The 22,759-nt window shown below is 68.6% G+C and carries 23 protein-coding genes and 2 tRNA genes; 21 read left to right on the top strand and 4 right to left on the bottom strand.

All coding sequences use genetic code 11. The features are described from left to right. Nucleotides 1-72: 72 nt before the first annotated feature. The gene (locus BC102111_RS06200; protein WP_101623825.1) at nucleotides 73-1,254 is read left to right on the top strand and encodes a molybdopterin molybdotransferase MoeA; all 1,182 of its coding nucleotides are present in this window, start codon (nucleotides 73-75) and stop codon (nucleotides 1,252-1,254) included. A gap of 10 nt (nucleotides 1,255-1,264) precedes the next feature. Then, nucleotides 1,265-2,380: a ThiF family adenylyltransferase gene (locus BC102111_RS06195; protein WP_101623824.1), complete on the top strand. Its 1,116-nt coding sequence runs from the start codon at nucleotides 1,265-1,267 to the stop codon at nucleotides 2,378-2,380. Between the two features lie 15 nt (nucleotides 2,381-2,395). Here BC102111_RS06195 and BC102111_RS06190 read toward each other — a convergent pair whose 3' ends face one another. Together BC102111_RS06190 and moaA are read right to left on the bottom strand one after the other, a co-directional pair. After that, nucleotides 2,396-2,641 carry a MoaD/ThiS family protein gene (locus BC102111_RS06190; RefSeq protein WP_101623823.1) on the bottom strand — a complete coding sequence of 82 codons (246 nt, stop codon included), beginning with the start codon at nucleotides 2,639-2,641 and terminating at the stop codon, nucleotides 2,396-2,398. A gap of 8 nt (nucleotides 2,642-2,649) precedes the next feature. Further along, nucleotides 2,650-3,738, bottom strand: coding sequence for a GTP 3',8-cyclase MoaA (gene moaA, locus BC102111_RS06185; protein ID WP_101623822.1), 1,089 nt, complete (start codon nucleotides 3,736-3,738; stop codon nucleotides 2,650-2,652). Between the two features lie 38 nt (nucleotides 3,739-3,776). Here moaA and BC102111_RS06180 point away from each other — a divergent pair, with 38 nt between their 5' ends. The 13 genes from BC102111_RS06180 to gluQRS all read left to right on the top strand — a co-directional run bounded on the left by BC102111_RS06180 (nucleotide 3,777) and on the right by gluQRS (nucleotide 15,136). After that, nucleotides 3,777-5,003 (top strand): molybdopterin molybdotransferase MoeA, encoded by a 1,227-nt coding sequence (locus BC102111_RS06180; protein ID WP_101623821.1) that lies wholly within the window; start codon nucleotides 3,777-3,779, stop codon nucleotides 5,001-5,003. Between the two features lie 35 nt (nucleotides 5,004-5,038). Further along, nucleotides 5,039-5,470 carry a cyclic pyranopterin monophosphate synthase MoaC gene (gene moaC / locus BC102111_RS06175; protein WP_063250648.1) on the top strand — a complete coding sequence of 144 codons (432 nt, stop codon included), beginning with the start codon at nucleotides 5,039-5,041 and terminating at the stop codon, nucleotides 5,468-5,470. Continuing rightward, entirely contained in the window at nucleotides 5,467-5,889 is a 423-nt protein-coding gene (locus BC102111_RS06170) for a molybdenum cofactor biosynthesis protein MoaE (RefSeq protein ID WP_063250637.1), read from the top strand. The genes moaC and BC102111_RS06170 overlap by 4 nt, the downstream gene beginning before the upstream one ends. Then, nucleotides 5,886-6,287, top strand: a complete 402-nt coding sequence (locus BC102111_RS06165; RefSeq protein WP_009375555.1) for a TOBE domain-containing protein — start codon at nucleotides 5,886-5,888, stop codon at nucleotides 6,285-6,287. Before BC102111_RS06170 ends, BC102111_RS06165 begins: the two co-directional genes overlap by 4 nt. 72 nt (nucleotides 6,288-6,359) lie before the next feature. Then, the gene (gene modA / locus BC102111_RS06160) at nucleotides 6,360-7,121 is read left to right on the top strand and encodes a molybdate ABC transporter substrate-binding protein (RefSeq protein WP_101623820.1); all 762 of its coding nucleotides are present in this window, start codon (nucleotides 6,360-6,362) and stop codon (nucleotides 7,119-7,121) included. Further along, nucleotides 7,118-8,800: an ABC transporter permease gene (locus BC102111_RS06155; protein ID WP_063250640.1), complete on the top strand. Its 1,683-nt coding sequence runs from the start codon at nucleotides 7,118-7,120 to the stop codon at nucleotides 8,798-8,800. Before modA ends, BC102111_RS06155 begins: the two co-directional genes overlap by 4 nt. 24 nt (nucleotides 8,801-8,824) lie before the next feature. Beyond that, entirely contained in the window at nucleotides 8,825-10,510 is a 1,686-nt protein-coding gene (locus tag BC102111_RS06150) for an AMP-binding protein (RefSeq protein WP_101623819.1), read from the top strand. A gap of 99 nt (nucleotides 10,511-10,609) precedes the next feature. Next, nucleotides 10,610-11,338 (top strand): amino acid ABC transporter ATP-binding protein, encoded by a 729-nt coding sequence (locus tag BC102111_RS06145; protein WP_009375560.1) that lies wholly within the window; start codon nucleotides 10,610-10,612, stop codon nucleotides 11,336-11,338. Between the two features lie 36 nt (nucleotides 11,339-11,374). Beyond that, nucleotides 11,375-12,271, top strand: a complete 897-nt coding sequence (locus tag BC102111_RS06140) for a glutamate ABC transporter substrate-binding protein (RefSeq protein ID WP_009375561.1) — start codon at nucleotides 11,375-11,377, stop codon at nucleotides 12,269-12,271. Nucleotides 12,272-12,338: 67 nt separating this feature from the next. Further along, complete coding sequence (locus BC102111_RS06135; protein ID WP_009375562.1) at nucleotides 12,339-13,001, top strand: amino acid ABC transporter permease; 663 nt, start codon at nucleotides 12,339-12,341, stop codon at nucleotides 12,999-13,001. Continuing rightward, the gene (locus BC102111_RS06130; protein WP_101623818.1) at nucleotides 12,998-13,840 is read left to right on the top strand and encodes an amino acid ABC transporter permease; all 843 of its coding nucleotides are present in this window, start codon (nucleotides 12,998-13,000) and stop codon (nucleotides 13,838-13,840) included. The genes BC102111_RS06135 and BC102111_RS06130 overlap by 4 nt, the downstream gene beginning before the upstream one ends. 13 nt (nucleotides 13,841-13,853) lie before the next feature. Continuing rightward, nucleotides 13,854-14,168 carry a GNAT family N-acetyltransferase gene (locus tag BC102111_RS06125; RefSeq protein ID WP_101623817.1) on the top strand — a complete coding sequence of 105 codons (315 nt, stop codon included), beginning with the start codon at nucleotides 13,854-13,856 and terminating at the stop codon, nucleotides 14,166-14,168. Further along, nucleotides 14,165-15,136 carry a tRNA glutamyl-Q(34) synthetase GluQRS gene (gene gluQRS, locus BC102111_RS06120; RefSeq protein ID WP_101623816.1) on the top strand — a complete coding sequence of 324 codons (972 nt, stop codon included), beginning with the start codon at nucleotides 14,165-14,167 and terminating at the stop codon, nucleotides 15,134-15,136. The genes BC102111_RS06125 and gluQRS overlap by 4 nt, the downstream gene beginning before the upstream one ends. A 33-nt stretch (nucleotides 15,137-15,169) precedes the next feature. Here the strand turns inward: gluQRS and BC102111_RS06115 are convergent, their stop codons facing one another. Further along, nucleotides 15,170-16,342 carry a glycosyltransferase gene (locus BC102111_RS06115; protein WP_257957707.1) on the bottom strand — a complete coding sequence of 391 codons (1,173 nt, stop codon included), beginning with the start codon at nucleotides 16,340-16,342 and terminating at the stop codon, nucleotides 15,170-15,172. A gap of 42 nt (nucleotides 16,343-16,384) precedes the next feature. Continuing rightward, nucleotides 16,385-17,296 (bottom strand): DMT family transporter, encoded by a 912-nt coding sequence (locus tag BC102111_RS06110; protein ID WP_223289865.1) that lies wholly within the window; start codon nucleotides 17,294-17,296, stop codon nucleotides 16,385-16,387. Nucleotides 17,297-17,563: 267 nt separating this feature from the next. Here BC102111_RS06110 and BC102111_RS06105 point away from each other — a divergent pair. From BC102111_RS06105 to BC102111_RS06080, 6 genes are all read left to right on the top strand, one after another. After that, nucleotides 17,564-17,636 (top strand) — tRNA-Asn (locus tag BC102111_RS06105). 124 nt (nucleotides 17,637-17,760) lie between these two features. Continuing rightward, a complete protein-coding gene (locus tag BC102111_RS06100; protein ID WP_101623814.1) occupies nucleotides 17,761-18,813 on the top strand; it encodes an LLM class flavin-dependent oxidoreductase in 1,053 nt (350 codons plus the stop codon). 106 nt (nucleotides 18,814-18,919) lie between these two features. Further along, nucleotides 18,920-20,422, top strand: a complete 1,503-nt coding sequence (locus tag BC102111_RS06095; RefSeq protein ID WP_101623897.1) for an MFS transporter — start codon at nucleotides 18,920-18,922, stop codon at nucleotides 20,420-20,422. Between the two features lie 87 nt (nucleotides 20,423-20,509). Beyond that, entirely contained in the window at nucleotides 20,510-21,766 is a 1,257-nt protein-coding gene (locus BC102111_RS06090; protein WP_232252582.1) for an EAL domain-containing protein, read from the top strand. 69 nt (nucleotides 21,767-21,835) lie between these two features. Next, nucleotides 21,836-21,909, top strand: a tRNA-Ile gene (locus BC102111_RS06085). A 134-nt stretch (nucleotides 21,910-22,043) separates the two neighbouring features. Further along, a complete protein-coding gene (locus tag BC102111_RS06080; RefSeq protein WP_063250473.1) occupies nucleotides 22,044-22,535 on the top strand; it encodes a DUF3145 domain-containing protein in 492 nt (163 codons plus the stop codon). Nucleotides 22,536-22,759: the final 224 nt, after the last annotated feature.

The raw sequence follows: 22,759 nt of genomic DNA, 5'->3' as shown, positions 1-22,759 counted from the left end.
CATTCGGCCGGGGCGGGCATTCGTCACCCGCCCCGGGCAGGTCTTAGGATCATCGGAGACGAAAGGACGTGTGTGGAACCTGAGGACTACTCCCGGCTCATCGCCAGGGACCTGCCCGCGAGTGCGGAGACCGTTCCGCTCGCCGAGGCGGTCGGTCGGATCCTCGCCCGCGACGTCGCCGCGCCCGCCCCGATCCCCGGGTTCGCCACCTCGGCGATGGACGGATATGCCCTCGACTCCCTCGCCCTCGACCGGGCACGGACGGGGGAGTCGGTGCCGGTGCGCGGCGACATCCCGGCCGGGCACCCTCCGGTGGAGATCCCCAGCGGCTGCGCCGTGCGGGTGATGACCGGTGCCCAGGTGCCCGCATCCGCCGAGGCGGTCGTCCCCGTCGAGCTCACCGACGCCGAGCGCACGGGCACGATCCCGGAGGCGATCACCGTCACCGGACTCCCGGACTCGAACGGACCGGGGTGGAACATCCGTGCGGTCGGGGAGGACACCGCGGCAGGCGACGTCGTCGCCCTCGGGGGGCAGCGCCTGGGCGCCGCAGGGATCGGGACCCTCGCGATGCTCGGCATCGACGCGGTCGAGGTCACCCGGCCGCTGCGGGTCGGACTCGTCGTCACCGGCGACGAACTCCAACCCGGCGAGGACGCTCCTCGGATCCCGAACTCCAACCTGCCGATGCTCGTCGCCGCGCTCGAATCCCACGGTCTCACCGCACAGCCGGCGACGAGCAGCGACGACCCGGCAGAGTTCCTCGCCGTCCTCGACGGTCTCCTGCCTGGAGTCGATCTCGTCATCACCACCGGGGGAATCAGCGCCGGTGCCTACGAGGTCGTCCGTGCCGCCTTGGAGGGGGAGTCCTCGCAGTTCCTCCGCCTCGGGCAGCGCCCCGGGGGACCGCAGGGACACGGCGAGCGGGCGGGCACACCGCTGCTCCACTTCCCGGGCACCCCCGCCGGCGCGTACCTCTCCTTCCACCTCTTCGCCCTGCCCCTGCTCACCGGCACCGTGCTCGCCCACTGCTGGCGTCGCGCCGTCTACGAGGGGCCGTCCCTGCCCGGACACCGCCGGGGAGTCTCGCTCGTGCCAGCGACCATCGCCGTCGACGGCCGTGTCGTCCCGGCGGCACGGGCGCGGCTGCGCGACTTCGCCGCCGCCGACGCGATCCTCAGGGTGCCTCCAGCTCCCGGGGGCATCGAGGACGGGAACGCCGTCGACATCCTTCCGACCGGACCCGGGTTCTAGACTGGAGGACATGGACCTCTCCCGCTACACGCGCCAGATCCGCCTGCGGGGATTCGGCGCCGAGGCGCAGAAGCGCCTCCTCGCCGCTCGCGTCGTCGTCATCGGCGCCGGCGGACTCGGTGCCCCCGTGCTCACCTATCTTGCGGCGGCCGGTGTGGGGCGTCTCGACATCGTCGATCCCGACGTCGTCGAGCTGAGCAATCTCCACCGGCAGTTCATCCACTCCGAGGACGGCGTGGGTGCGCGCAAGGTCGATTCGGCGGCCGAGCGGCTGGAGAGACTCAACTCGACGATCGAGATCGTCACCCATCCCGTCCTGCTCACTGCCGCCAACGCCGAGGACATCCTCTCCGGCGCCGACATCGTCGTCGACGGCAGCGACAACTTCGCGACCCGCTATCTCGCCAACGATGCGTGCGAGATCCTCGGCATCCCGCTCGTGTGGGGGACGATCCTCGGGTTCGACGGACAGGTCGCCGTCTTCGACGCCCGCCACGGTGCGACCCTGCGCGACCTCTTCCCCGACGTGCCCGCACCGGGGTCGGTGCCCGACTGCGCGACCGCCGGCGTCATCGGTGCCCTGTGCGGAAGCATCGGCTCGGCGATGGCGATGGAGACGATCAAGGTGCTCACCGGCATCGGGACCCCGCTGCGCAATGCGGTGGCGATTCACAGCAGCCTCGACGCGACCTGGGAGACGATCCCCGTCGCCCGCGACCCGCAGCGGGCACCGGTGACGAGCCTCGACGCACACCGTGCGGCACCGGTCGGTGCACCCGCACCCACGGTGCCGGCACCGAGCGACGACACGGAGGCAGCGGCGATCGGGTGGGACGAGGTCGCGTCAGGCGATCGTCTCATCGACATCCGTGAGGACGCCGAGGTCTCCGCCGGTGCTATCGCCGGCGCGCGGCACATCCCCATGGAGGCCCTGCTCGCCGACCCCGCCAAACTCCTCGGGTCCGAGGACGAGGTGGAGACCGGACGGATCGCCCTCTACTGCCGCTCGGGTGTGCGCTCGGCGCGGGCCGCCACCGAGCTGCGGGGCCGCGGCTTCGACGTCGTCACCGTCACCGGCGGCTACCTCGCCTATCTCTCACGCACCGACGCCTCGCCGGTGGGCTGAGCGGGCGCGGACTGTTCAGCCGCCGGCGAACGGCGGGAGCACATCGACGGTGTCACCGTCGTGCAGCGCCTCGGCGCGGTCCCGGCGGGCGACGGCGTTGACGAGGAACGACGACCGGGAGAGCACGGTGACCGCCTCGGGTGAGGCCCCCGCGGAAAGTGTGCCGACGAGGTCGTCGAGGGTCGACGCCTCGACGGTCGACTCCCTGGTGCCGAACGCCTCTCGGGCAGCGGCGAAGAACCGGACGCTGACTGTGCTCACGGGTGCTCTCATCCTCCGATCGCGCTCATCGGTCGCTGCGGCTGGGTGAAGTCATCGGAGTCCATGCCGTGCCCGGCGAGCTTCGCCCAGTGCGCTCCCTTCCACAGATTGGCGATCTCCTCGTCGCTCGCTCCTGACCGCAGGGCCGCGAGGAGGTCGACCTCGGTGCGGGAGAACAGACAGGTCCGCACCCGCCCCTCCGCGGTGAGCCGGGTGCGCGTGCAGTCGGCGCAGAACGGGCGGGTGACCGAGGCGATGATGCCGACTCTGCCGAGGATCGTCTCCGGATCCTCGCGGGAAGCCACCGTGAACGTCTCGGCCGGGGCGCCGCCGCGCGGTTGGGAGTCGGGGGTGAGGGCGAACCGCGGTTCGAGGAGGGCGAAGACATCGGCGGCTGTGATCATCGTCGACCGCTGCCACGAATGCCCCGCGTCGAGGGGCATCTGCTCGATGAAGCGCAGGGAGAGGTCGTTCTCCAGGCACCACTGGAGGAGATCGGGGGCCTGGTGGTCGTTGAGGCCGGGCAGGAGCACGGCGTTGATCTTCACCGGATCGAGGCCGGCGGCCTTCGCCCCGTCGATGCCGGCGAGCACACGGTCGAGGAAGGGGCGGCGGGTGATCTCGGCGAACGTGTCGGGGTCGATCGTGTCGAGGGAGACGTTGATCCGGTCGAGGCCGGCGTCCCGCAGCCGCTCGGCACGGTTGTCGAGCCCGATCGCGTTCGTCGTCAGGGCGATGTTCGGCCGCGGTCGAAGGGCGGCGACCCCGGCGATGATGTCGGTGATGTCATGGCGGGTGAGCGGTTCGCCGCCGGTGAACCGGATCTGGTCGACGCCGAAGCGCTCGACGCCGATGCGGGCGAAGCGGACGATCTCCTCGGCGCTCATCGCGGCGTCGCGGGGCATGAACTCGACGCCTTCGGCGGGCATGCAGTAGCTGCAGCGGAGATTGCAGAAGTCGGTGAGCGAGATGCGCAGGTCGCGGGCACGCCGACCGAAGGTGTCGAGCAGCGAATCCTCGGTGTGCTCGGTGAACGTCGTTCCCGGATCGAGGGTGGGAGTCCTCAGGACCGGGGTCGGGAGACTGACCTTCCGCATTCGTCCTCCTTGTTCTTTCCCTTCGCTATCATCGTCCCATGACCAGCGCCATCATGCATCGTCGTCGCGTCGGTGAGACGATCTCTCCGCTGCTGGGGACCGAGAACCGTCCGTTGTCCGAGCTGCTCACCGTGCCGAGGCGGCTTGCCGCCGACGTCGTCACCGGCATCGACGTCCCCGGCTTCGACAATTCGAGCATGGACGGCTTCGCCGTCGCCGCTGACACGCTGCGCGGCGCGGCAGCCGCAGACGGCATCGGCCCCATTCCCGTCACCGGCCAGGTCGCCGCCGGGGTCCACGGGGGCCCGGTCGCCCCGGGCACCGCCGTCGAGATCATGACCGGCGCCCCGCTGCCGCCGGGCACGGACACGATCGTTCCCATCGAGGCGACGCAGCCGGGTCGCTTCGGTGCCGCGGAGATCACCGTCGACCTCGATCCCGAGACTGTCGAGCCCGGTGCCTTCGTCCGCCGCCGCGGCAGCGACGTCGGGGTCGGAACCACCGTGCTCCGGGCCGGTGCCGAGCTCACTCCCGCCCGCCTCGGCGTGGCCGCCGCCTGCGGGGTGGGGGAGCTCGAAGTCGTTACGCTGCCGCGGATCCTCGTCGTCTCCACCGGCGACGAGGTCGCCGACGGTGCCGACGCCGGCATCCACGACGCCAACGGGGTCACCCTCACCGCGGGGCTGCTCCGCCTCGGCGCCGAGGTCGAGAGGCTGCGCGTACGCGACGATCCGCGTCTGCTCCTTGAGGCCGTCGCCGCCACCGACGCCGACCTCGTCGTCTCCACCGGCGGGATCTCGAAGGGCGCACGCGAAGTCGTCCGGCTCGCCGCGGACCTCGACCCGGACTCGGCAATGGTCTTCGAACCCATCGCCATGCAGCCGGGCGGGCCCCAGGGGTGCGGTCGGCTGGCCGGACGGGCCTGGGTGGCCCTGCCCGGCAACCCGGTGAGCGCGCTCATCAGCTTCGAGATGTTCCTCCGACCGGCTCTCCTCGGCCTCGATGCCGAAGCCGACGCCCGTCCCGCCGCCCACCACCGGCTGGCGGCCGGACTCGACGAGACCCCGCCGGCGAGCAAACTCCAGGTCCGGCGCGCCCGCCTCACCGACGACGGCATCGTCTTCGTCGGCGGCTCCCGTTCCCACCTGCTCCACAGCTATGCGGAGAGCACCCACCTCGTCTTCCTCCCTCCCGTCGACGCACCCGAGTCCGACAGGCTCTTCGCGCCCGCGGGGGATAGGCTGAAGACGTGGACAATCGACTGAACCTCACGCACATCGACGAGACCGGGGCCGCCCACATGGTCGACGTCGGGGACAAGGACGTGACGAAGCGCCGCGCCGTGGCGACGGCGCTCATCACGACGCGCCCCGAGGTCATCGCCCTCATCACCGAGGCGGGACTGCCCAAGGGCGACGCCCTGCCGGTCGCGCGCATCGCCGCTGTCATGGGTGCCAAGCGCACGAGCGACCTCATCCCCCTCTGCCACCCGCTGCCCCTGACCGGAGTCGACGTCGACTTCACCCTCGACGAGACGAGCGTGCGGATCACTGCGGCGGTCAAGACCGTCTCGAAGACGGGCGTCGAGATGGAGGCGCTCACTGCGGCATCGGTGGCGGCCCTGACGATCTTCGACATGATCAAAGCCGTCGACAACCAGGCGGTCATCGGCGACATCAAGGTCATCGAGAAGTCCGGGGGCCGCAGCGGAGACTGGAGGCGGTCGACATGAGCGTGATCCGCACCGGAATCGTCGAGACCCCGATCAGCACCGACGAGCTTGCTCCCGAGGTCGTCACCGCGGCGTCCGGAGCATCCGTGACCTTCTCCGGCATCATCCGCGACCACGACTCGGGCAGGGGAGTCGAACGACTCGTCTACGAATCCCATCCGCTCGCCGACCAGCAGCTCGCCGAGGTGGCCGCCGCCGTTGCCAGAGCCCACCCGGAGGTGCGGATCTCCGTCGTCCACCGGGTCGGGGAGCTTCGCATCGGCGACGTGGCGCTGGCCGCCGTCGTCGCCTCCGCCCACCGCCGGGAGGCGTTCGCCGCGTGTGCAGAGCTCATCGACGAGGTCAAGGACAAGGTCGCGATCTGGAAGCACCAGTACTTCTCCGACGGCGACGACGAATGGGTGGGAGCGCTCGAATGACCCGGCTGCGCATCAGCGACGCCGCCCGCTTCCTCGGCGTCAGCGACGACACCATCCGCCGGTGGATCAGCGACGGGCGCCTGCGTCAGCACAAGGACGCCTCGAACCGCTCGGTCGTCGACGGCGCCGAACTCGCCGCGCTGGCCCAGGACTCCGCCGGAGCCCTCGACGATCCCACCCATGTGCGCAGCTCGGCCCGCAACCGCTTCACCGGACTCGTCACCGACGTCGTCATCGACGGCGTGATGGCCCAGGTCAGCCTCCAGTGCGGTCCCTTCCGCGTCGTCTCCCTCATGTCCGCCGAGGCGTGCCGTCAGCTCGAGCTCGAACCCGGCAGCCTCGCCACGGCCGCGGTCAAGGCGACGATGGTCTGGATCGACACCGTCGGCGAGGAGTGACTGATCGGGAACGAAATCTCAGATACTGACAGAATGTGGTGAAAACTCCGCATCTGCGGGTATGAATGGGTTATGAAGAGACTTGCCACCGCAGCGGGCATCGTCGCCCTGCTCACTCTCTCCGCCTGTTCCACCGGTGCCTCGGGCGAGGACCGGGCCGAGGAGCCGACCACGCTCACTGTCTTCGCCGCCGCCTCCCTCACCGAGGTCTTCGAGGAGATCGCGACCGAATACGAGAGGACCGCGCCGAACACCGACGTGACGTTCTCCTTCGCCGGATCCTCCGACCTCGTCGCCCAGATCAGCGAGGGCGCTCCCGCCGATGTCATCGCCACCGCCGATGAGAAGACGATGGACACCCTCGCAGGCGACGATCTGCTCACCGGAACGCCGGAGATCTTCGCCTCGAACACCCTCGCCCTCGCCGTCGCCCCCGGCAACCCGAAGCGGATCGCCGACTCGCAGGACCTCGCCGGCACAGACCTCGTCGTCTGCGCACCCCAGGTGCCGTGCGGGGCGGCGACGAAGGAGTGGGCGCAGCAGAACGGCGTCACCCTCGACCCGGCGAGCGAGGAGAACTCGGTGACCGATGTCCTCGGCAAGGTGAGCTCCGGCCAGGCCGACGCGGGCATCGTCTACGTCACCGACGTCGCCCGCGCAGACGGCGACGTCGACCAGGTTGACCTCGACGGGGCCGAGAAGGTCGTCAACCGGTACCCGGCGGCCACGGTGAGGGCGAGCGAGAACCAGGAGCAGGCGGACGCGTTCGTCAGCTACCTCCGGTCGCCTGAGGCTGTGAAGCTGCTCGAGGACGCCGGGTTCTCCACCCCATGAGCCGTCCCACCCGCCGTCATTCGGCGGCGCCGAGGTGGCTGTGGATCCCCGCAGCCCTCGGCGTCGCCTTCCTCCTCGTGCCCATCATCGGGATGGTCGCACGCATCGACCTCGGCCACCTCGGCGAGGTCGTCACCGCACCGGAATCCCTGCTGGCGATGGGACTCTCCCTTCTCACCTCGACGATCGCGGCACTCGTCAGCCTCCTCATCGGCTTCCCGCTCGGTTACCTGCTCGCGACGACGCGCTTCCGCGGACAGAGACTCCTGCGCACCCTCATCCTCCTGCCCCTCGTCCTGCCCCCGGTCGTCAGCGGCCTCGCCCTGCTCTACACATGGGGGCGGTCGGCCTATCTCGGGTCGCTGCTCACCGAGGCGGGCATCGGCCTCGCCTACACGACCGCAGCCGTCGTGTTCGCGCAGATCTTCGTCTCCCTGCCGTTCATGGTCATGTCCGTCGAGACCGCGGTCGCCGCCCGCGGGCAGCGGTGGGAGCTCGCGGCGGCCGAACTCGGTGCGACGCCGGCCCGAGTGTTCGCGACGATCACCGTCCCGATGCTTCGGGGCGGCATCCTCACCGGTACCGTGCTCTGCTTCGCCCGGTCGCTCGGGGAGTTCGGGGCGACCCTGACCTTCGCCGGTTCCCTGTCGGGGGTGACGCGGACGATGCCGCTGCAGATCTATCTCGTCCGTGAGTCCGATCCGCAGTCGGCGATCGCCCTCTCGCTCCTCCTCGTCGCCGCGGCCCTCGTCATCATCGTCCTCGCCTACCGTTCGCCGCATGCGCCGCGGCTGCGCCGGCGCGCAGCCGCCCGGACGGACGCCGCCGCGCCCGAGAGCGCCGGTGCTCGCAGCGCAGCCCCGGCGGACCTGCCCGCCGCAGACGACTCCGACCATGCGTCGAGCGTGCGGGACCACCCCCCGACTGACCGCGGTACGCTCAGCCTCCGGGCGGTCCTGCCCGAGCGCGGCCTCGATGTCGCCGTCGACGTGCCCGCCGGGTCGACGACGGCGGTCATCGGCCGCAACGGCGCCGGCAAGACGAGTCTCTTCGAGATCCTCATCGGGGCGCTCCCGGCCGCTGCGGGATCGCTGCGGATCGGCGGGACCACCGTCTTCGACGTCGCGGCGGGCCTGTGGCCGCCCATCCACGCCCGCGGCATCGTCCATCTCGCCCAGAACCCGCTGCTCTTCCCCCACCTCAGCGTGCTCGACAACGTCGCCTACGGACTGCGCGCCCGCGGTGAACCGGCCGCGCTGGCACGGCGACACGCCGCGGACATGCTCGACCGCCTCGGCGTCGGGGAATGCGCGGGGCGTCGACCCGATGCCGTGTCCGGGGGACAGGCCGCCCGCATCGCCCTCGCCCGCGCCCTCGTCGTCGATCCTGCCCTCCTCCTCCTCGACGAACCCCTGGCCGCCCTCGACGTCGACGTGCGCATCGAGACGCGCCGCGTCCTCAAGGAGGTGCTGCGTGGGCGCAGCGCACTGCTCATCACCCACGATGTCGCCGACGTCACGAGCCTCGCCGAGACCCTCGTGCTCATCGACTCCGGGCGTGTGGACACTGTGGGAGCGGTCGGGGAGATCGGCCACGGCGACGACACGAGCGGCCGGGATTTCCTCCGCAGCTTTTGCGAGACGGACGGAGAGGGAATACTGTGCAGTGGATCACACTAGACCCCTGCGAAGGAGCACACCGACGTGACCGCACTCTCCTACTCCTCCGGCCCCTCGAACGCCCCCCTGCTCGGCGAGACGATCCCTGCGAACTTCCGCCGCACGGCTGCTGAACACCCCGAGGCGATCGCCCTCGTCGACCGCGGCTCCGATCGCCGCTGGACGTACGCCGAGTTCGACAGGGACACCGATGCCCTCGCCGCGGCGCTGCTTGAGCGCGGCGTGCGCAAGGGCGACCGGGTGGGCATCTGGGCGCAGAACGTCGGGGAGTGGGCGCTCGTCCAGTATGCGACGGCGAAGATCGGCGCGATCCTCGTCAACGTCAACCCCTCCTATCGGGCGCACGAGCTCGAATACGTCGTCAGGCAGTCGGGGATGACGCTGCTCATCTCACAGATCCTCAACCCGCCTCACACGGACTTCCACGCGCTGGCCACCGAGGTCTCCGGCACCGTCCCCGACCTCGACCTCGTCTTCATCGACACCGTTCCCGCCGCGCTGATCGGCGACACGGCGGTGGGGGAGCGCGAGTCGTTCGCGCGCCTGCTCGACGAGGGCCGAAGCCTCCTGGAGGATCCCGGCGCGAAGTACGCGGTGCGCCTCGAGCAGGCAGCCGGCGAGCTCTCGGTCGACGATCCGATCAACATCCAGTACACCTCGGGGACGACGGGCTTCCCGAAGGGGGTCACCCTCTCCCACCACAACATCCTCAACAACGGGTACTTCATCGCCGAGCTGCTCTCCTACACCCCCGACGACTCGGTCGTCCTCTCCGTGCCCTACTACCACTGCTTCGGCATGGTCATGGGCAACCTCGCCGCGCTCAGCCACGGCGCCTCGATCGTCCTGCCCTCACCCGGATTCGACCCGGCGGCGAGCCTCACTGCCGTCGCCGAGGAGAAGGCGACCTCCCTCTACGGAGTGCCGACGATGTTCATCGCCGAGCTCGGCCAGCCGGACTTCTCCGACTTCGACCTCTCATCGCTGCGGACCGGGATCATGGCCGGCTCCCCCTGCCCGGTCGAGGTCATGCGCCACGTCATCGACGACATGAACATGTCCGAGGTTGCCATCTGCTACGGGATGACCGAGACCTCCCCGGTCTCGACGATGACCCGCGTCGACGATTCGCTCGAGGCCCGCACGGAGACCGTCGGGCGGGTGATGCCGCACGTCGAGGTGAAGATCGTCGACCCGGTGACGGGCCAGACCATGCCCCGCGGGCAGAAGGGCGAACTGTGCACCCGCGGCTACTCGGTCATGCTCGGGTACTGGGAGGAACCGGAGAAGACCGCCGAGGCGATCGACAGCGCCCGGTGGATGCACACCGGGGACCTCGCGATCATGGACGACGACGGCTACGTCGACATCTCCGGGCGGATCAAGGACATGGTCATCCGCGGCGGCGAGAACGTCTATCCGCGCGAGATCGAGGAGTTCCTCTACCAGCATCCGGCGATCAGCGACGTCCAGGTCATCGGCGTCTCCGACGAGAAGTACGGTGAGGAGCTCATGGCATGGGTGATCCTCAAGGACGGCTACGACACGCTCACCGCCGAGGACGTCAGGGAGTTCGCGGCCGGGCGTCTCGCCCACTTCAAGATCCCTCGCTACGTCGAAGTCCGCGACTCCTTCCCGATGACGGTGTCGGGCAAGATCCGCAAGGTCGAACTCCGCGAGGAGGGCGAGCGCATCGTCCATGCGAGCTAGGTCACAAGTCGGTTGCAGTTCCCCTGTGAACACCCGGGGATTACCTTGTGAGCTGGTCTTTCACTAAGATCGGTGGTCATGAGAGCTGAATCACAGCCGTTGGTCTCGATGACGGACGTCGAGAAGCACTACGGAGACTTCCATGCGCTGAAGCACATCGACCTCGACATCCACGAGGGCGAGGTCGTCGTCGTCATCGGACCCTCCGGTTCGGGCAAGTCGACCCTGTGCCGGACGATCAACCGACTCGAGACCATCACCTCGGGGTCGATCACGATCGAGGGCGAGGAGCTTCCGGCCGAGGGAGCCGAGCTCGCCCAGCTGCGCTCGGACGTCGGCATGGTGTTCCAGTCCTTCAACCTCTTCGCCCACAAGACGATCCTCGAGAACGTCACACTCGGGCCGATCAAGGTCCGCAAGCTCAAGAAGTCCGAGGCCGACAAGCAGGCGATGGCGCTGCTCGAGCGCGTCGGCGTCGCCCATCAGGCCGACAAGTACCCCGCTCAGCTCTCCGGCGGTCAGCAGCAGCGTGTCGCGATCGCCCGGGCATTGGCGATGAAGCCGAAGGTCATGCTCTTCGACGAGCCCACTTCGGCGCTCGACCCGGAGATGATCAACGAGGTCCTCGACGTCATGGTCGAGCTCGCCAAGGAGGGGATGACGATGGTCGTCGTCACCCACGAGATGGGATTCGCCCGCAAGGCCGGCAACCGGGTGGTCTTCATGGCCGACGGCGAGATCGTCGAGGTCGCCGACCCCGAGGAGTTCTTCACCAACCCGCAGAGTGCCCGCGCGCAGGACTTCCTTTCGAAGATCCTCACCAACTGACCCCGCAGTCCCGCACGAGAACCACAAGGAGAAACCATGAAGAAGCTCAGAGTGTCCATCGCCGCCGTCGCGGTCGGCCTGCTCGCCCTCAGCGGCTGCGGTCAGGGCGGAACCCCCGATGCCCCCGCCGAGGGCGGTTCGCAGGCGGCGGCCCCCGAGTACCCCGTCAACGAGAACGCCGACGTCAAGGACTCGAAGACCTGGCAGGCCGCGAAGGACGCGGGCACGCTCAAGGTCGGCGTCAAGTTCGACCAGCCCGGGCTCGGCAACGTCAAGGCCGGATCGGACGTCCCGGAGGGCTTCGACATCGAGATCGCGAAGATGGTCGGTGCGCAGCTCGGCTTCGCCCCCGATCAGCTCGACTTCGTCGAGACGGTGTCGGCCAACCGTGAGCCCTTCCTCCAGCAGGGCAACGTCGACATGGTCGTGGCGACCTACACGATCAACGACGAGCGCAAGAAGGTCGTCGACTTCGCCGGACCGTACTACGTCGCCGGTCAGGACCTGCTCGTCAAGGCCGACTCCGACATCGCGGGACCCGAGGACCTCGCGGGCAAGAAGGTCTGCTCCGTCGACGGGTCGACGCCGGCCCAGAACATCCAGGACAAGTACACGGACGCCGAGCTCGTCACGTACGACACCTACTCGAAGTGCGTCACCGACCTCCAGTCGGGCGCGGTCGATGCGGTGACGACCGATGACGCGATCCTCCGCGGCTATGCCGCCCAGAACGAGGGCGAGCTCAAGGTCGTCGGAAAGCCGTTCAGCGAGGAGCCCTACGGCATCGGCCTGCCCAAGGGCGATACGGCGCTGCGCAACGCGGTCAACGACGCCGTGGAGAAGAGCATGGAGGACGGCGACTGGAAGAAGGGCTTCGAATACACTCTCGGTTCGTCCGAGGGAGTGCAGATGCCTGAGGTCGACCGTTACTGACCTGTCCGCTTGATGATGCGATGCGAGGGCGCCTGAGGGTGCCCTCGCATCGATTAAGGAACCCGGGATGGATTTCGTCCAGCTCCTCGAGCTCTTCGGCTCCGGCGTGTGGGGCACGGTCAAGCTCTTCACCGTCGCCCTGGTCGGCTCACTCGTGCTCGGAACGATACTGGCAGCGATGCGGGTCTCGCCGACACCGGTGCTCCGGATCGCGGCCTCGACGTACATCAACGTCGTGAGGAACACGCCGCTGACGCTGGTGATGTTCTTCTGCGCCTTCGGCCTGCCCTTCCTCGACATCCGCTTCGGCAGCTCGAGCTCGTTCAACTCCTTCGTCTACGCGACGATCGCGCTCACCGCCTACACCGCTTGCTTCGTCGCCGAGACGCTCAAGGCCGGCATCGCCACCATCCCGGTCGGTCAGGCCGAAGCCGCACGGGCAATCGGACTGACCTTCAACCAGACGCTGAGCGAGGTCATCCTCCCGCAGGCGTTCCGCACCGTCATCCCGCCGCTCGGCAGCGTCGTCATCGCGATGCTCAAGAACACCTCGATCGCCTCGGCGTTCAACAACCGCGAGCTCATCTCGGCGATGCGCAACGCGATCGAGCTGCGCGGGGACCTCGTCATCCCCATCCTCTTCGGCACGGCCGTCGCCTACCTCGTCCTGGCCCTCATCCTCGGCCGCATCTTCTCCTACCTCGAGCGGAAGCTGGTGATCCTGCGATGAGCGCACCGACAGCGGTCCTCTTCGACGCGCCCGGCCCCAAGGCCCGCCGCAACAACATCGTCCTCTCCATCGTCTCGACGATCGTGCTCGCCGGCATCGTCGCGTTCGTCATCTGGAAGTTCGCCGACGCCGGACAGCTCGAACCTGCGAAGTGGTACCCGTTCACGTTCGCGCAGATCCAGCTCGTCCTCCTCGAGGGCATGCTCGCGACCCTCAAGGTCGCCGTCGTCGCCTCGGTGCTCGCGCTGGCCGTCGGAGTCGTCTTCGCCCTCCTGCGGCTCTCACCCAAGCGCATCATCTCCGTGCCTGCGACGATCGTCCTCGAGTTCTTCCGCGGCGTGCCCGTCCTCCTCCTCATCTTCGCGACCTTCCTCCTCTTCGGGAACACGATCGGTCCGTTCTGGTCCGTCGTCATCGGCCTCACCCTCTACAACGGCATGGTGCTCGCGGAGATCATCCGCGCCGGCATCCTCGCTGTGCCCAAGGGCCAGCGGGAGGCGGCGATGGCCATCGGTCTGCGTCCCGGTCAGGTGATGAGCCTCGTCCTCATGCCGCAGGCGCTGCGAGCGATGATGCCGACGATCATCGCCCAGGTCGTCGTCCTCCTCAAGGACTCCGCACTCGGCTTCATCGTCACCTATCAGGACCTCCTCTACCAGGTCAACCTCATCGGCCGCGAGTACAATAACCTCCTGCCGACGTTCATCGTCGGTGCCGCCCTCTTCATCGTCATCAACATGATCGTCGCCGGCTTCGCTCGGTGGCTGGAGAGACGGCTGCAGCGCAAGACCACGGCCGATGTCGAGGGCGAAGGGCTCACGACTGCGCCCGTGCGATGATGAGGAAGTGCAGATGGAACCCGAACTCAGCACCACCCCGGTGACGATGCGACGCAACCGCGACCGGGACCGCTTCGAACTCTTCACCTCTGACGACGAGGCGTTCGTGGGGTTCCTCGCCTACCGGGTCGTCGATGGGTCGACCCTCGAGCTGCAGCACACGATCATCTCCGAAGGCTTCTCCCGTCGCGGATTCGCCCGCACCCTGGTCACCCACGCCCTCGACGAGATCCGCGCCGAGGGCGGGCGGATCGTGCCCACGTGCACCTACGTCATCGACTACCTTCAGCGGTTCCCGCAGTACGCCGACCTCGTGTCTGAGAAGTGAGGGGCGCCGGCCGGTTCGCACCGAGCCCGAGCGGCGACCTCCACCTCGGCAACATCCGCACCGGACTCCTCGCCTACGCGCGGGCCAGGCAGACGGGACGGCGGTTCCTCTGGCGCATCGAGGACCTCGACAGGGTCCGGGCGGGGGCGGCCGCCTCGCAGCTGCAGGTCTTCAGGGAACTCGGCGTCGTCCCCGATGAGACCCCGCTCGTCCAGTCCGAGAGGCTCGACGTCTACGCTGACGCGATCGGCAGCCTCGCCGAGGCGGGGCTCGTCTACGAGTGCTACTGCTCGCGCCGGGACATCCAGCAGGCGCCCTCGGCTCCGCACGCCCCGCCGGGGGCGTACCCGGGAACGTGCCGCCGCCTCGGCGAGGGGGTCCGGGAGCGTCGACGCGCGGAACTCGCCGCCGCAGGCCGGCAGCCGGCGCTGCGGCTGCGCACGGAGAATACGGAGATCACGGTCCCCGACGGACTCCTCGGGACGATCACCGCGCCCGTCGACGACTTCGTCCTGCGCCGGGGTGACGGAGTCTTCGCCTACAACCTCACCGTCGTCGTCGACGATGCGGCCAGCGGCGTCGACGAGGTCCTCCGCGGTGACGACCTTGCCTCTTCGGCACCGCGGCAGGCACATCTCGGGCGCCTCCTCGGTGCAGGCGAGCAGTCGTGGCTCCACGTCCCCCTCGTCCTCGGGGAATCGGGGGCCAGGCTGGCCAAGCGCGACGGAGCAGTGACGTATGAGCAGCTCTCGGCCCTCGGCTGGAAGCCCGCGGATGTCTTCGAATGGGTGTGGCACTCCCTCGGCGGGGACTCCGCCGGGGGAGAGGTTCTCGGGCAAAGGCCCTGGTCGTCGCTTGACGACCTCGTCGACGGCATCGACTTCGCGCACCTGCGCCGGGAGCCGAGCGTGTTCCTTCCGCCGACGGATGCGGCGACGGTGCCGACCGGGAGCGCGCCTGACCTCTGAGCCGCTGCGCTGTGCCCGCCGCTGGCTGTGGCCTCAGGCCGCTGAGTCGACCGTGCCGTCGATGACGTCGGCGTAGATCGATTCGAACGTGTCGAGGGTGTATTCGATGTCGTGGACGGCGACGACGTCGAGGGAGGCCCGGGACATCGCCTCCCGGTCCGCCTCCGACTGCGTGCACAGGCGGGTGAAGCGGTCGGCGAGGGCGTCGATGTCGCGCGGTGGGAAGAGGTAGCCGTTGACGCCGTCGCGCACGAGGTGGGGCAGGGCCACGACATCGGCGAGGACGACGGGTTTGCGTGAGGCAAGCGCCTCAAGGGTCGCGATCGACTGGAGTTCCGCGGTCGAGGGCATGCAGAAGAACGTGCAGCGGGCGTAGGCGTCCATGAGCTCTGCGTCGCTGACCTTGCCGAGGACGTGGATGCGATCGGCGATGCCGAGTTCGGCGGCAAGCGCCTTGAGCGGCTCCTCCTGGTCACCGCCGCCGACGATGTCGGCTTCGAGTCCGAGGGCGGGGTCGGTCTTCGCCACGGCCCGAACGATGTCGTCGGCGTGCTTCTCCGCGGAGAGGCGGCCGACGAAGAGGACGCGAGGAGCGTCGCCGTCGCCGATGCCCGGTGCGTGGTCCTCCTCCTGGAGGTGGGAGAAGCGTTCGAGGTCGATGCCGCAGGACACGGCGCGGATGGGGGAGGTGAATCCGTTCTGCGTGAGGAGGTCTGCCGCGAGCTGGGTGGGCACGGTGATGAAGTCAGCGGACTGGAACTTCCGGCGCAGATCCCACCAGGCCATGGCGGTGCCGCCGTCGACGAGGGGTCTGGGCACGCGGAGGTAGGGGCGGACGTTCTCCGGCATGAAGTGGTTGGTCGCGACGACGGGGATGCCGCGGCGGATCGATTCGGAGAACGCGTAGCGTCCGATGACGAAGTGCGCCTGCGTGTGGACGACGTCGGGGCGCAGGGTGTCGAGGAGGCGGGCGATCTCGGGTTTCGTCTCCCACGGCATGCAGATCGTCCACGTGGGGTGGAGCATCCAGCGGTGGGAGGTGAGGCGGTGGACCGTGACGCCGTTCTCGACGCTCACCGACGGGGTTCCGGTGGCCGACGGGCAGGCGACGTGGACGTCGTTGCCGCGTGCGGCCAGGCCCGCTGCCAGTCGTTCGGCGAACTTCGCCGCTCCGTTGACCTCAGGAGCATAGGTCTCTGTGGGGATGAGGATGCGGCGCGCGGGGGCGGTCGATTGTGCGGACAGGGTTCAACTCTCCTCGGTGTCGTCCAGGTTCAGTACTTCGCGGGCCTGCCGGCGCGCGTTCTCGCGATCTCTGACATCGGGATGATACCGAGACAATACAACGACCCCGAGACACGCGACCAATCCGGTGATCGTGATGATGATGAGCAGCCACAAGGGAGCTTCCTTCGCCTCGCCGAGGACGACGGAGCCGAGGATGACAGCGGCGATCGGGTCGACGACGGTGAGCCCGGCGATGACCATCTCCGGGGGACCGGCCGCGTACGAGTTCTGGACGAACCACGAGCCCAGGGCCGCGGCGGCGACGAGTGCTGCGATGTTCTGCCACGTGACGTTCTCGATCCCCGCCCGCAGATACTGGACGCTGACGAGGTGGGCGTTCGTCGCCACACAGGCGAAGAGGAGACCGGCGGCGGTGATGAGGACGAGCTGCGGGGCCCGTCTGAAGGCGACCATGATGATGAGTCCGAGGACGACGATGACCCCGGTGATCCACACCAACGGCATCGCATCCGCGCCGAGGTGGACCTGCGTGCGCGCGGTCGTGGCCGAGAGCGCGACGAAGACGGTGACGCCGAGCGTGCACCACACGACCGCCTGGACGAGGCGGCGGTTGACCTTGAGACCGCGATAGCGCACGCCGAGGAGGACGGAGACGATGAGGGAGAACGCGCCGATGGGCTGGACGACCATGACCGGGGCGAGAGCGAGGGCGAGGAAGTTCCCGAGCGTGCCGAGGCCGAGGATGAAGAGACCGAGCAGCCACTTCCGATTGCTCAGGAGCTCCTTGAAATGCGCCCAGCTCAGACCGTCGTGCGAATTGTCCTGATCGGCGACGGCGTCGTGCTGGTAGAGGGCCCCGAACGCGAGGGCCACGGCTGCCAGCACGGCGAGGGCGATGGCCACAATGGTCACGTGTTCTGCTTCCGTCGGATTCGGGCTCGGAGTCTCTCCCGCGACGCGTCGGGGGATCACCCCCGATGTTACAGGGCGGTAGTCGGCCGAGCCCTCAGGTGGAGGTGAATGTACGGTTTCCCCTCCCGTCGAGGTGGGGTGAGCCGGAGGCGCACACAGCTCGGTCCGGTCGCCGACGAGCATGTGAGCCAATGCACAGTCGCCCGCTTTGCTCAGCCGGGACGACCTTTGCTATGCTGTTTTCTCGTGCGCAGGTCACTGCCACATTCCTCCGTAGCTCAGTTGGCAGAGCATTCGACTGTTAATCGAAGGGTCGCTGGTTCGAGCCCAGCCGGGGGAGCAGGAGAAGGCCCCGTCGTCCGCGACGGGGCCTTCGTCGTACCCGGCGACCGTGCGACTCCTCTGGGTGGGCTGGCGGTCCGATGCGCCGGAATAATTGATCTCTCAACCAGGTTGCCATGAGCATGAAGGCATTCGGATTCCTCAGTTTCGGCCACTACGGACCAGGTGCGGCCCCCGGCGACTACGGCGCGAAGGAAGCGCTCCAGCAGGCCGTCGAGATCGGCGTCGGCGCCGATGAGATCGGCGTCAACGGCGCATACTTCCGCGTCCATCATTTCGCGAAGCAGGCGGCCGCCCCGATTCCGGTCCTCAGCGCAATCGCCGCGAAGACGAAGCACATCGAGGTCGGCACCGGCGTCATCGACATGCGGTATGAGAACCCGCTCTACCTCGCCGAGGAGTCCGCGGCCCTCGACCTCCTCTCCGACGGTCGAGTGGCGATCGGGGTGAGCCGGGGATCACCGGAACCCGCCGAACGCGGCTGGGAAGCCTTCGGCTACCTCGACGCCGAGGATGCCAAGGGTGCGACGATCGCCCGGGCGAAGTTCGGGAAGTTCATGGACGCAGTCCGCGGGGAGAAGGTCGCGCCGGCTGATCCCGCCCAGTACGGTCCCGGCGCGCGCCTCGCCATCGAACCCTTCGCACCGGGTCTCGACAAGCGGATCTGGTGGGGCGCGGGCACGGCGGCGACCGGGGAGTGGGCTGCCGCGCAGGGCGTCAATCTCATGAGCTCGACCCTGCTCACCGAGGCGACCGGTGAGTCCTTCGGGGACCTCCAGCGTGCCCAGATCGACAGGTTCCGCGACGCCTGGCAGGAGGCCGGCCACGACTGGACGCCACGGGTGTCCGTGAGCCGGAGCATCTTCCCGATCACGACCGACCTCGACGACCTCTACTTCGGGCGGCGCTCGAGCGCGGACGGCGACCAGATCGGCATCATCGACGACATGCGCTCGACGTTCGGCAAGACCTACGCCGCGGCACCCGACGTCCTCATCGATCAGCTCAAGGCCGACCCGGCGATCGAAGCGGCCGACACGGTGATGCTCACGATCCCCAGCCAGATCGGCGTCGACTACAACCTCCACGTCCTCCAGTCCTTCGCCGAGCACGTCGCTCCTGCGCTCGGCTGGAAGCCGAATTGGGAGGGGCCGGTCACCGGTTATCCGATCTGAGTCGCCTGCGCGGCTTCGGCCCGTGAGTCGGACGCTGCGGGCCCCGTCGTGTCACCAGGGGCTATCATCGCAGGCAGAGACGATGACGTGAAGGAGCGTGGATGCGGTGGCCGGCGGCGAGATGACCCAGGTGCAGAAGCGGATCCTCCTCATCTCTCTCGTCCCGCTCTTCATGTCGCTGCTGTCGGTGTCGATCATCAACGTCGTGCTCTCGGCGATCGGGCAGGACCTCGGTGCCTCGTCTTCTGCGCTCCAATGGGTGCTCACCGGCTACGCACTGTCCTTCGGCGTCGTCCTCGTCGCCGCCGGACGGGCTGGCGACGTCTTCGGCCGCGCCCAGCTCTTCATCGCCGGCGTCAGTCTCTTCGGAATCTCGTCCTTGGTGGCCGGGCTCGCGCCTGACCCGCTCACGCTCAACATCGCCCGCGTCCTCATGGGCTTCGGCTCGGGCCTGCTCAATCCGCAGGTCGTCGGTCTCCTCCAGCAGTATTTCCAGGGTCCGCAGCGGGGACGGGCGTTCGGGCTCATGGGCACGATCGTCGGACTCTCCGTGGCGATCGGGCCCGTTCTCGGCGGCGTGTTCATCGCCGTCTTCGGGCTCGACTGGGGATGGCGGGCATCGTTCCTCGTCAACGTCCCCATCGCGATCGTCGCCGCCCTCCTCGCCCGGGCGTGGCTGCCGGACACGGCCTGGCACCCGATCGCCCAATCGGATCCGGCTCCCGACCAGGTCGCCGCCGATGAGCACACTGCGCCCAAGGCTACGGTCGAGCCTGCGACCAGCGGGCGCGGACGCGCGCGTCACGACCTCGACCCCATCGGCACAATGCTGCTCGGCCTCGGCGTCCTCCTCGTCCTCCTCCCGTTCGTCGAGGGCATGCTCGGCTGGTACGTCTGGCTCGCGCTGCCGATCGGGCTCGGAGTCATCTGGGCCTGGACCCGGTGGGAGCGGAGCTACGCCGCGCGCGGACGCACACCTATGGTCGACCTCGATCTCTTCCGGATCCGCAGCTTCAGCAGCGGCGCGGTCATCATCACCCTCTACTTCATGGGCGTGACGAGCGTGTGGGTGCTCGTGGCCATGTACATGCAGCAGGGACTCGGACACACGGCCCTCGCCGCCGGTCTCATGGGTCTTCCCGCGGCTCTGCTCTCCGCGGTCTCCGCCGACGTCTCCGGCCGCTTCGTCTTCCAGATCGGGCGCAAACTCGTCGTCTGGGGCATCGTCACCTGCCTTCTCGGCCTCGTCTCCACGGTCGCCGTCGTCGTCCTCCTCGCCAATGGCATCGGCAGCGAATGGTGGATGCTGCTCACCCTCAGCTTCGTCGGCATCGCCCAGGGCATGGTCATCAGTCCCAACCAGACGCTCACCCTCCAGGAGGTGCCGCTGCGCTACGCCGGATCCGCCGGCGGAGTGCTCCAGACGGGGCAGCGCATCGGCACCTCGATGGGTTTGGCGATCATCACCGCCCTCGCCTTCGCCGCCGTGGCCGGAGGCGACTGGAGCCGGGGGATCGTCGTCGCCTTCGCAGCAATCGCTGTTGTCGTCATCGGTGCCGGATTCGTGGGAATCGCCGAGGTCAGGCGGGGGCGGCGTCCTCAGCTCTGAGCGCAATAATGTTCCCGAATCGCAACAGCCGACTCATCTGTCATGTGGAAGACTGTGAACGCGAGTTCCCACATGGAAGGACAGACGGTGGTGCAGACGGTGAAGGATGAGGGCCTCGACCTTGAGGAGCTGGTGCGCTCCGGAGGGATCGAGACCCGCTTCGCACCGGTCGTCGATGCCTTCACCTTCGACACCATCGGCTATCAGGTCCTCCAGGCACCCGTCGGCGACCCTGCGCTCGGCCATGCCGAATCGGAGAACCTGCGCCGCGCGATGCATGCCTCGCCGATGATCGGCGACCTCGACGCGTCGATGCGCGACACCGCTCTGCGCACTGCCGAAGGAGCGGGCTTGCCGAACTCAAACCGTCTCTTCCTCCACGCCGAGGAGGAGTCCTTCGCCACTCTCGAGGACCGCACGACGGCGCCGGACCGTTCCGTCATCCTCCAGCTCGATGCCTCCCGGGTCTCGTCCTCGCCCGCTTCGGTGCTCCGCTCGGTGCGACAGGCCCGCTCCATGGGCTGGGGCGTCGGGATGTCCTCGGTCGGACCGGATCTGCGCAGCACCTCGTTCGTTCCGCTCGTCAATCCCTCCGTCGTCGGTCTCCACCCCGACGTCCTCACGGTCGAGTGCAACGCCCAGCTCGCCGAGCTCAACCGGCTCCTCCATGCCCACCTCGAGCGCACCGGTGCCGTCATCCTCGCCGAGGGGGTGACGACCGAGGACGATCTCGACCGTGTGCGTGCGCTCGGGGCGCGCTTCATGTCCGGGCCCTACTTCGGCCGCGCCACCCGTGAACCGACCCCCGTGCCCCCGCCTGCCGAGGACGGTCTGGCAGACCACCATTCGCGCAACCTTCCGGCGCTGGGCACCCCGTACTCGATCGCCCAGGGTCTGCGACGCGAACCCCTGGTGATGAACCGCGAACTCCTCATCGCCCAGATCGCCGCGCTCGAGGAGCGCGCCCTGGCCTCGGGGGCGGCGACGATCGCCCTCGGCGTCTTCGGTGAGGAGACGACCTTCTCCCAGGCGACCTACGACCGGTACGAGCGCATTCGCGACACCGTCGGACTCACCGCGATGTTCTCCGGCGGCTTCACCACCCCGCCGGTCCCGGGCGTGCGCGGGGGAGTCGTCGACGCCTCCGACCCGATGCGCAATGAGCACGGAGTAGTCGTCGTCGGTCCCGACTGGTCGGGGCTCGTCGCCGCGTCGAAGCGCAACGATCCCGGCAGCGACGGGCAGACGGTCTACGACGTCTACATCACGACCGAACGCTACACGTGCGTCGACGCCGCGAGGAGCGTGCTCACGCGGATCTCACCGACCGCCTCGGCGGGCTGAGGCGACACCACGGTCGACGACATGGGAATGGGAGGCGGGCGACCTCCGGTGCTACTCTGGTCTCGGCTCGCCCCCGTAGCTCAGCTGGTCAGAGCAGGGAACTCATAATTCTTTGGTCGTCGGTTCAAGTCCGACCGGGGGCACTGGCGATCAAGAACCCAGGTGAGACGGCATTTCGGTGCTTGGCTCGCAGGGCATCGTCGACTATCATGAGCCGTGTACCTCCTTTCGGATCGTAGGGGAAGACGTATCCGAGTCAGGAGGCACACAAATGGATATGACACAGGGCGTACTCTTCGTCCACTCAGCACCTCGCGCGCTCTGCCCGCACATCGAATGGGCAGCGGGCGGGGCGATCGGTGCGCAGGCGCGCTTCGACTGGACACCCCAGCCGGCGGCGCCCGGACTGGTCCGTGCCGAGGTCTGCTGGCGAGCGCCCGCAGGATCCGGCTCTCGCATCGCCTCCGCACTGCGCGGGTGGGACTCGCTGCGCTATGAGGTCACCGAGGAACCCTCCGCCGGAGTCGACGGCGGACGCTGGAGCCACACCCCCGACCTCGGCATCTACCACGCGGTCACCGATTCCGTCGGCAACATCCTCGTCCCCGAAGACCGCATCCGCTCGGTCATGGAACGCGCCGGCGGCGACCCCGCGAAGCTCGCCCATGAAATGGCCCTCGCCCTCGGCGAAGCCTGGGACGAAGAGCTCGACGCCTTCCGCCACGCCGGTGAGGGTGCTCCTGTCCGCTGGCTGACGAAGGTCGGCTGACGCCGCGCTCCCGCGTGACTCCCCTCACATCTGAGGAATCCGACCGCCGTTCGGTCCGTCGCAGACCGACCCCTCGCCGATCCCGTATGACGACAGCGGGCATGTCTCTGCCTCCGACATGCCCGCTGTCGTCGTCGTGCCCCTCCTTCGCCGCCGTCGTGGGGAATCGGGAGAGCGCCTCCGACAGCCCGGCCTGCCACTGCCGCACCGACTCACCTGCCGCC

It is taken from the genome of Brevibacterium casei CIP 102111, from assembly GCF_900169275.1.
Classification (GTDB): domain Bacteria; phylum Actinomycetota; class Actinomycetes; order Actinomycetales; family Brevibacteriaceae; genus Brevibacterium; species Brevibacterium casei.
Note: the sequence above shows the minus strand (reverse complement) of the source record. Positions and strands in the feature narration are given on the sequence as shown.

What these genes read in the sequence shown, in the direction of transcription:
- BC102111_RS06195 (WP_101623824.1), top strand. Translation starts at nt 1,265, where the DNA reads ATGGACCTCTCCCGCTACACGCGCCAGATCCGCCTGCGGGGATTCGGC.
- moaA (WP_101623822.1), bottom strand. Translation starts at nt 3,738, where the DNA reads ATGCGGAAGGTCAGTCTCCCGACCCCGGTCCTGAGGACTCCCACCCTC.
- BC102111_RS06180 (WP_101623821.1), top strand. Translation starts at nt 3,777, where the DNA reads ATGACCAGCGCCATCATGCATCGTCGTCGCGTCGGTGAGACGATCTCT.
- moaC (WP_063250648.1), top strand. Translation starts at nt 5,039, where the DNA reads ATGGTCGACGTCGGGGACAAGGACGTGACGAAGCGCCGCGCCGTGGCG.
- BC102111_RS06170 (WP_063250637.1), top strand. Translation starts at nt 5,467, where the DNA reads ATGAGCGTGATCCGCACCGGAATCGTCGAGACCCCGATCAGCACCGAC.
- BC102111_RS06165 (WP_009375555.1), top strand. Translation starts at nt 5,886, where the DNA reads ATGACCCGGCTGCGCATCAGCGACGCCGCCCGCTTCCTCGGCGTCAGC.
- modA (WP_101623820.1), top strand. Translation starts at nt 6,360, where the DNA reads ATGAAGAGACTTGCCACCGCAGCGGGCATCGTCGCCCTGCTCACTCTC.
- BC102111_RS06155 (WP_063250640.1), top strand. Translation starts at nt 7,118, where the DNA reads ATGAGCCGTCCCACCCGCCGTCATTCGGCGGCGCCGAGGTGGCTGTGG.
- BC102111_RS06140 (WP_009375561.1), top strand. Translation starts at nt 11,375, where the DNA reads ATGAAGAAGCTCAGAGTGTCCATCGCCGCCGTCGCGGTCGGCCTGCTC.
- BC102111_RS06135 (WP_009375562.1), top strand. Translation starts at nt 12,339, where the DNA reads ATGGATTTCGTCCAGCTCCTCGAGCTCTTCGGCTCCGGCGTGTGGGGC.
- BC102111_RS06130 (WP_101623818.1), top strand. Translation starts at nt 12,998, where the DNA reads ATGAGCGCACCGACAGCGGTCCTCTTCGACGCGCCCGGCCCCAAGGCC.
- BC102111_RS06125 (WP_101623817.1), top strand. Translation starts at nt 13,854, where the DNA reads ATGGAACCCGAACTCAGCACCACCCCGGTGACGATGCGACGCAACCGC.
- BC102111_RS06100 (WP_101623814.1), top strand. Translation starts at nt 17,761, where the DNA reads ATGAAGGCATTCGGATTCCTCAGTTTCGGCCACTACGGACCAGGTGCG.
- BC102111_RS06080 (WP_063250473.1), top strand. Translation starts at nt 22,044, where the DNA reads ATGACACAGGGCGTACTCTTCGTCCACTCAGCACCTCGCGCGCTCTGC.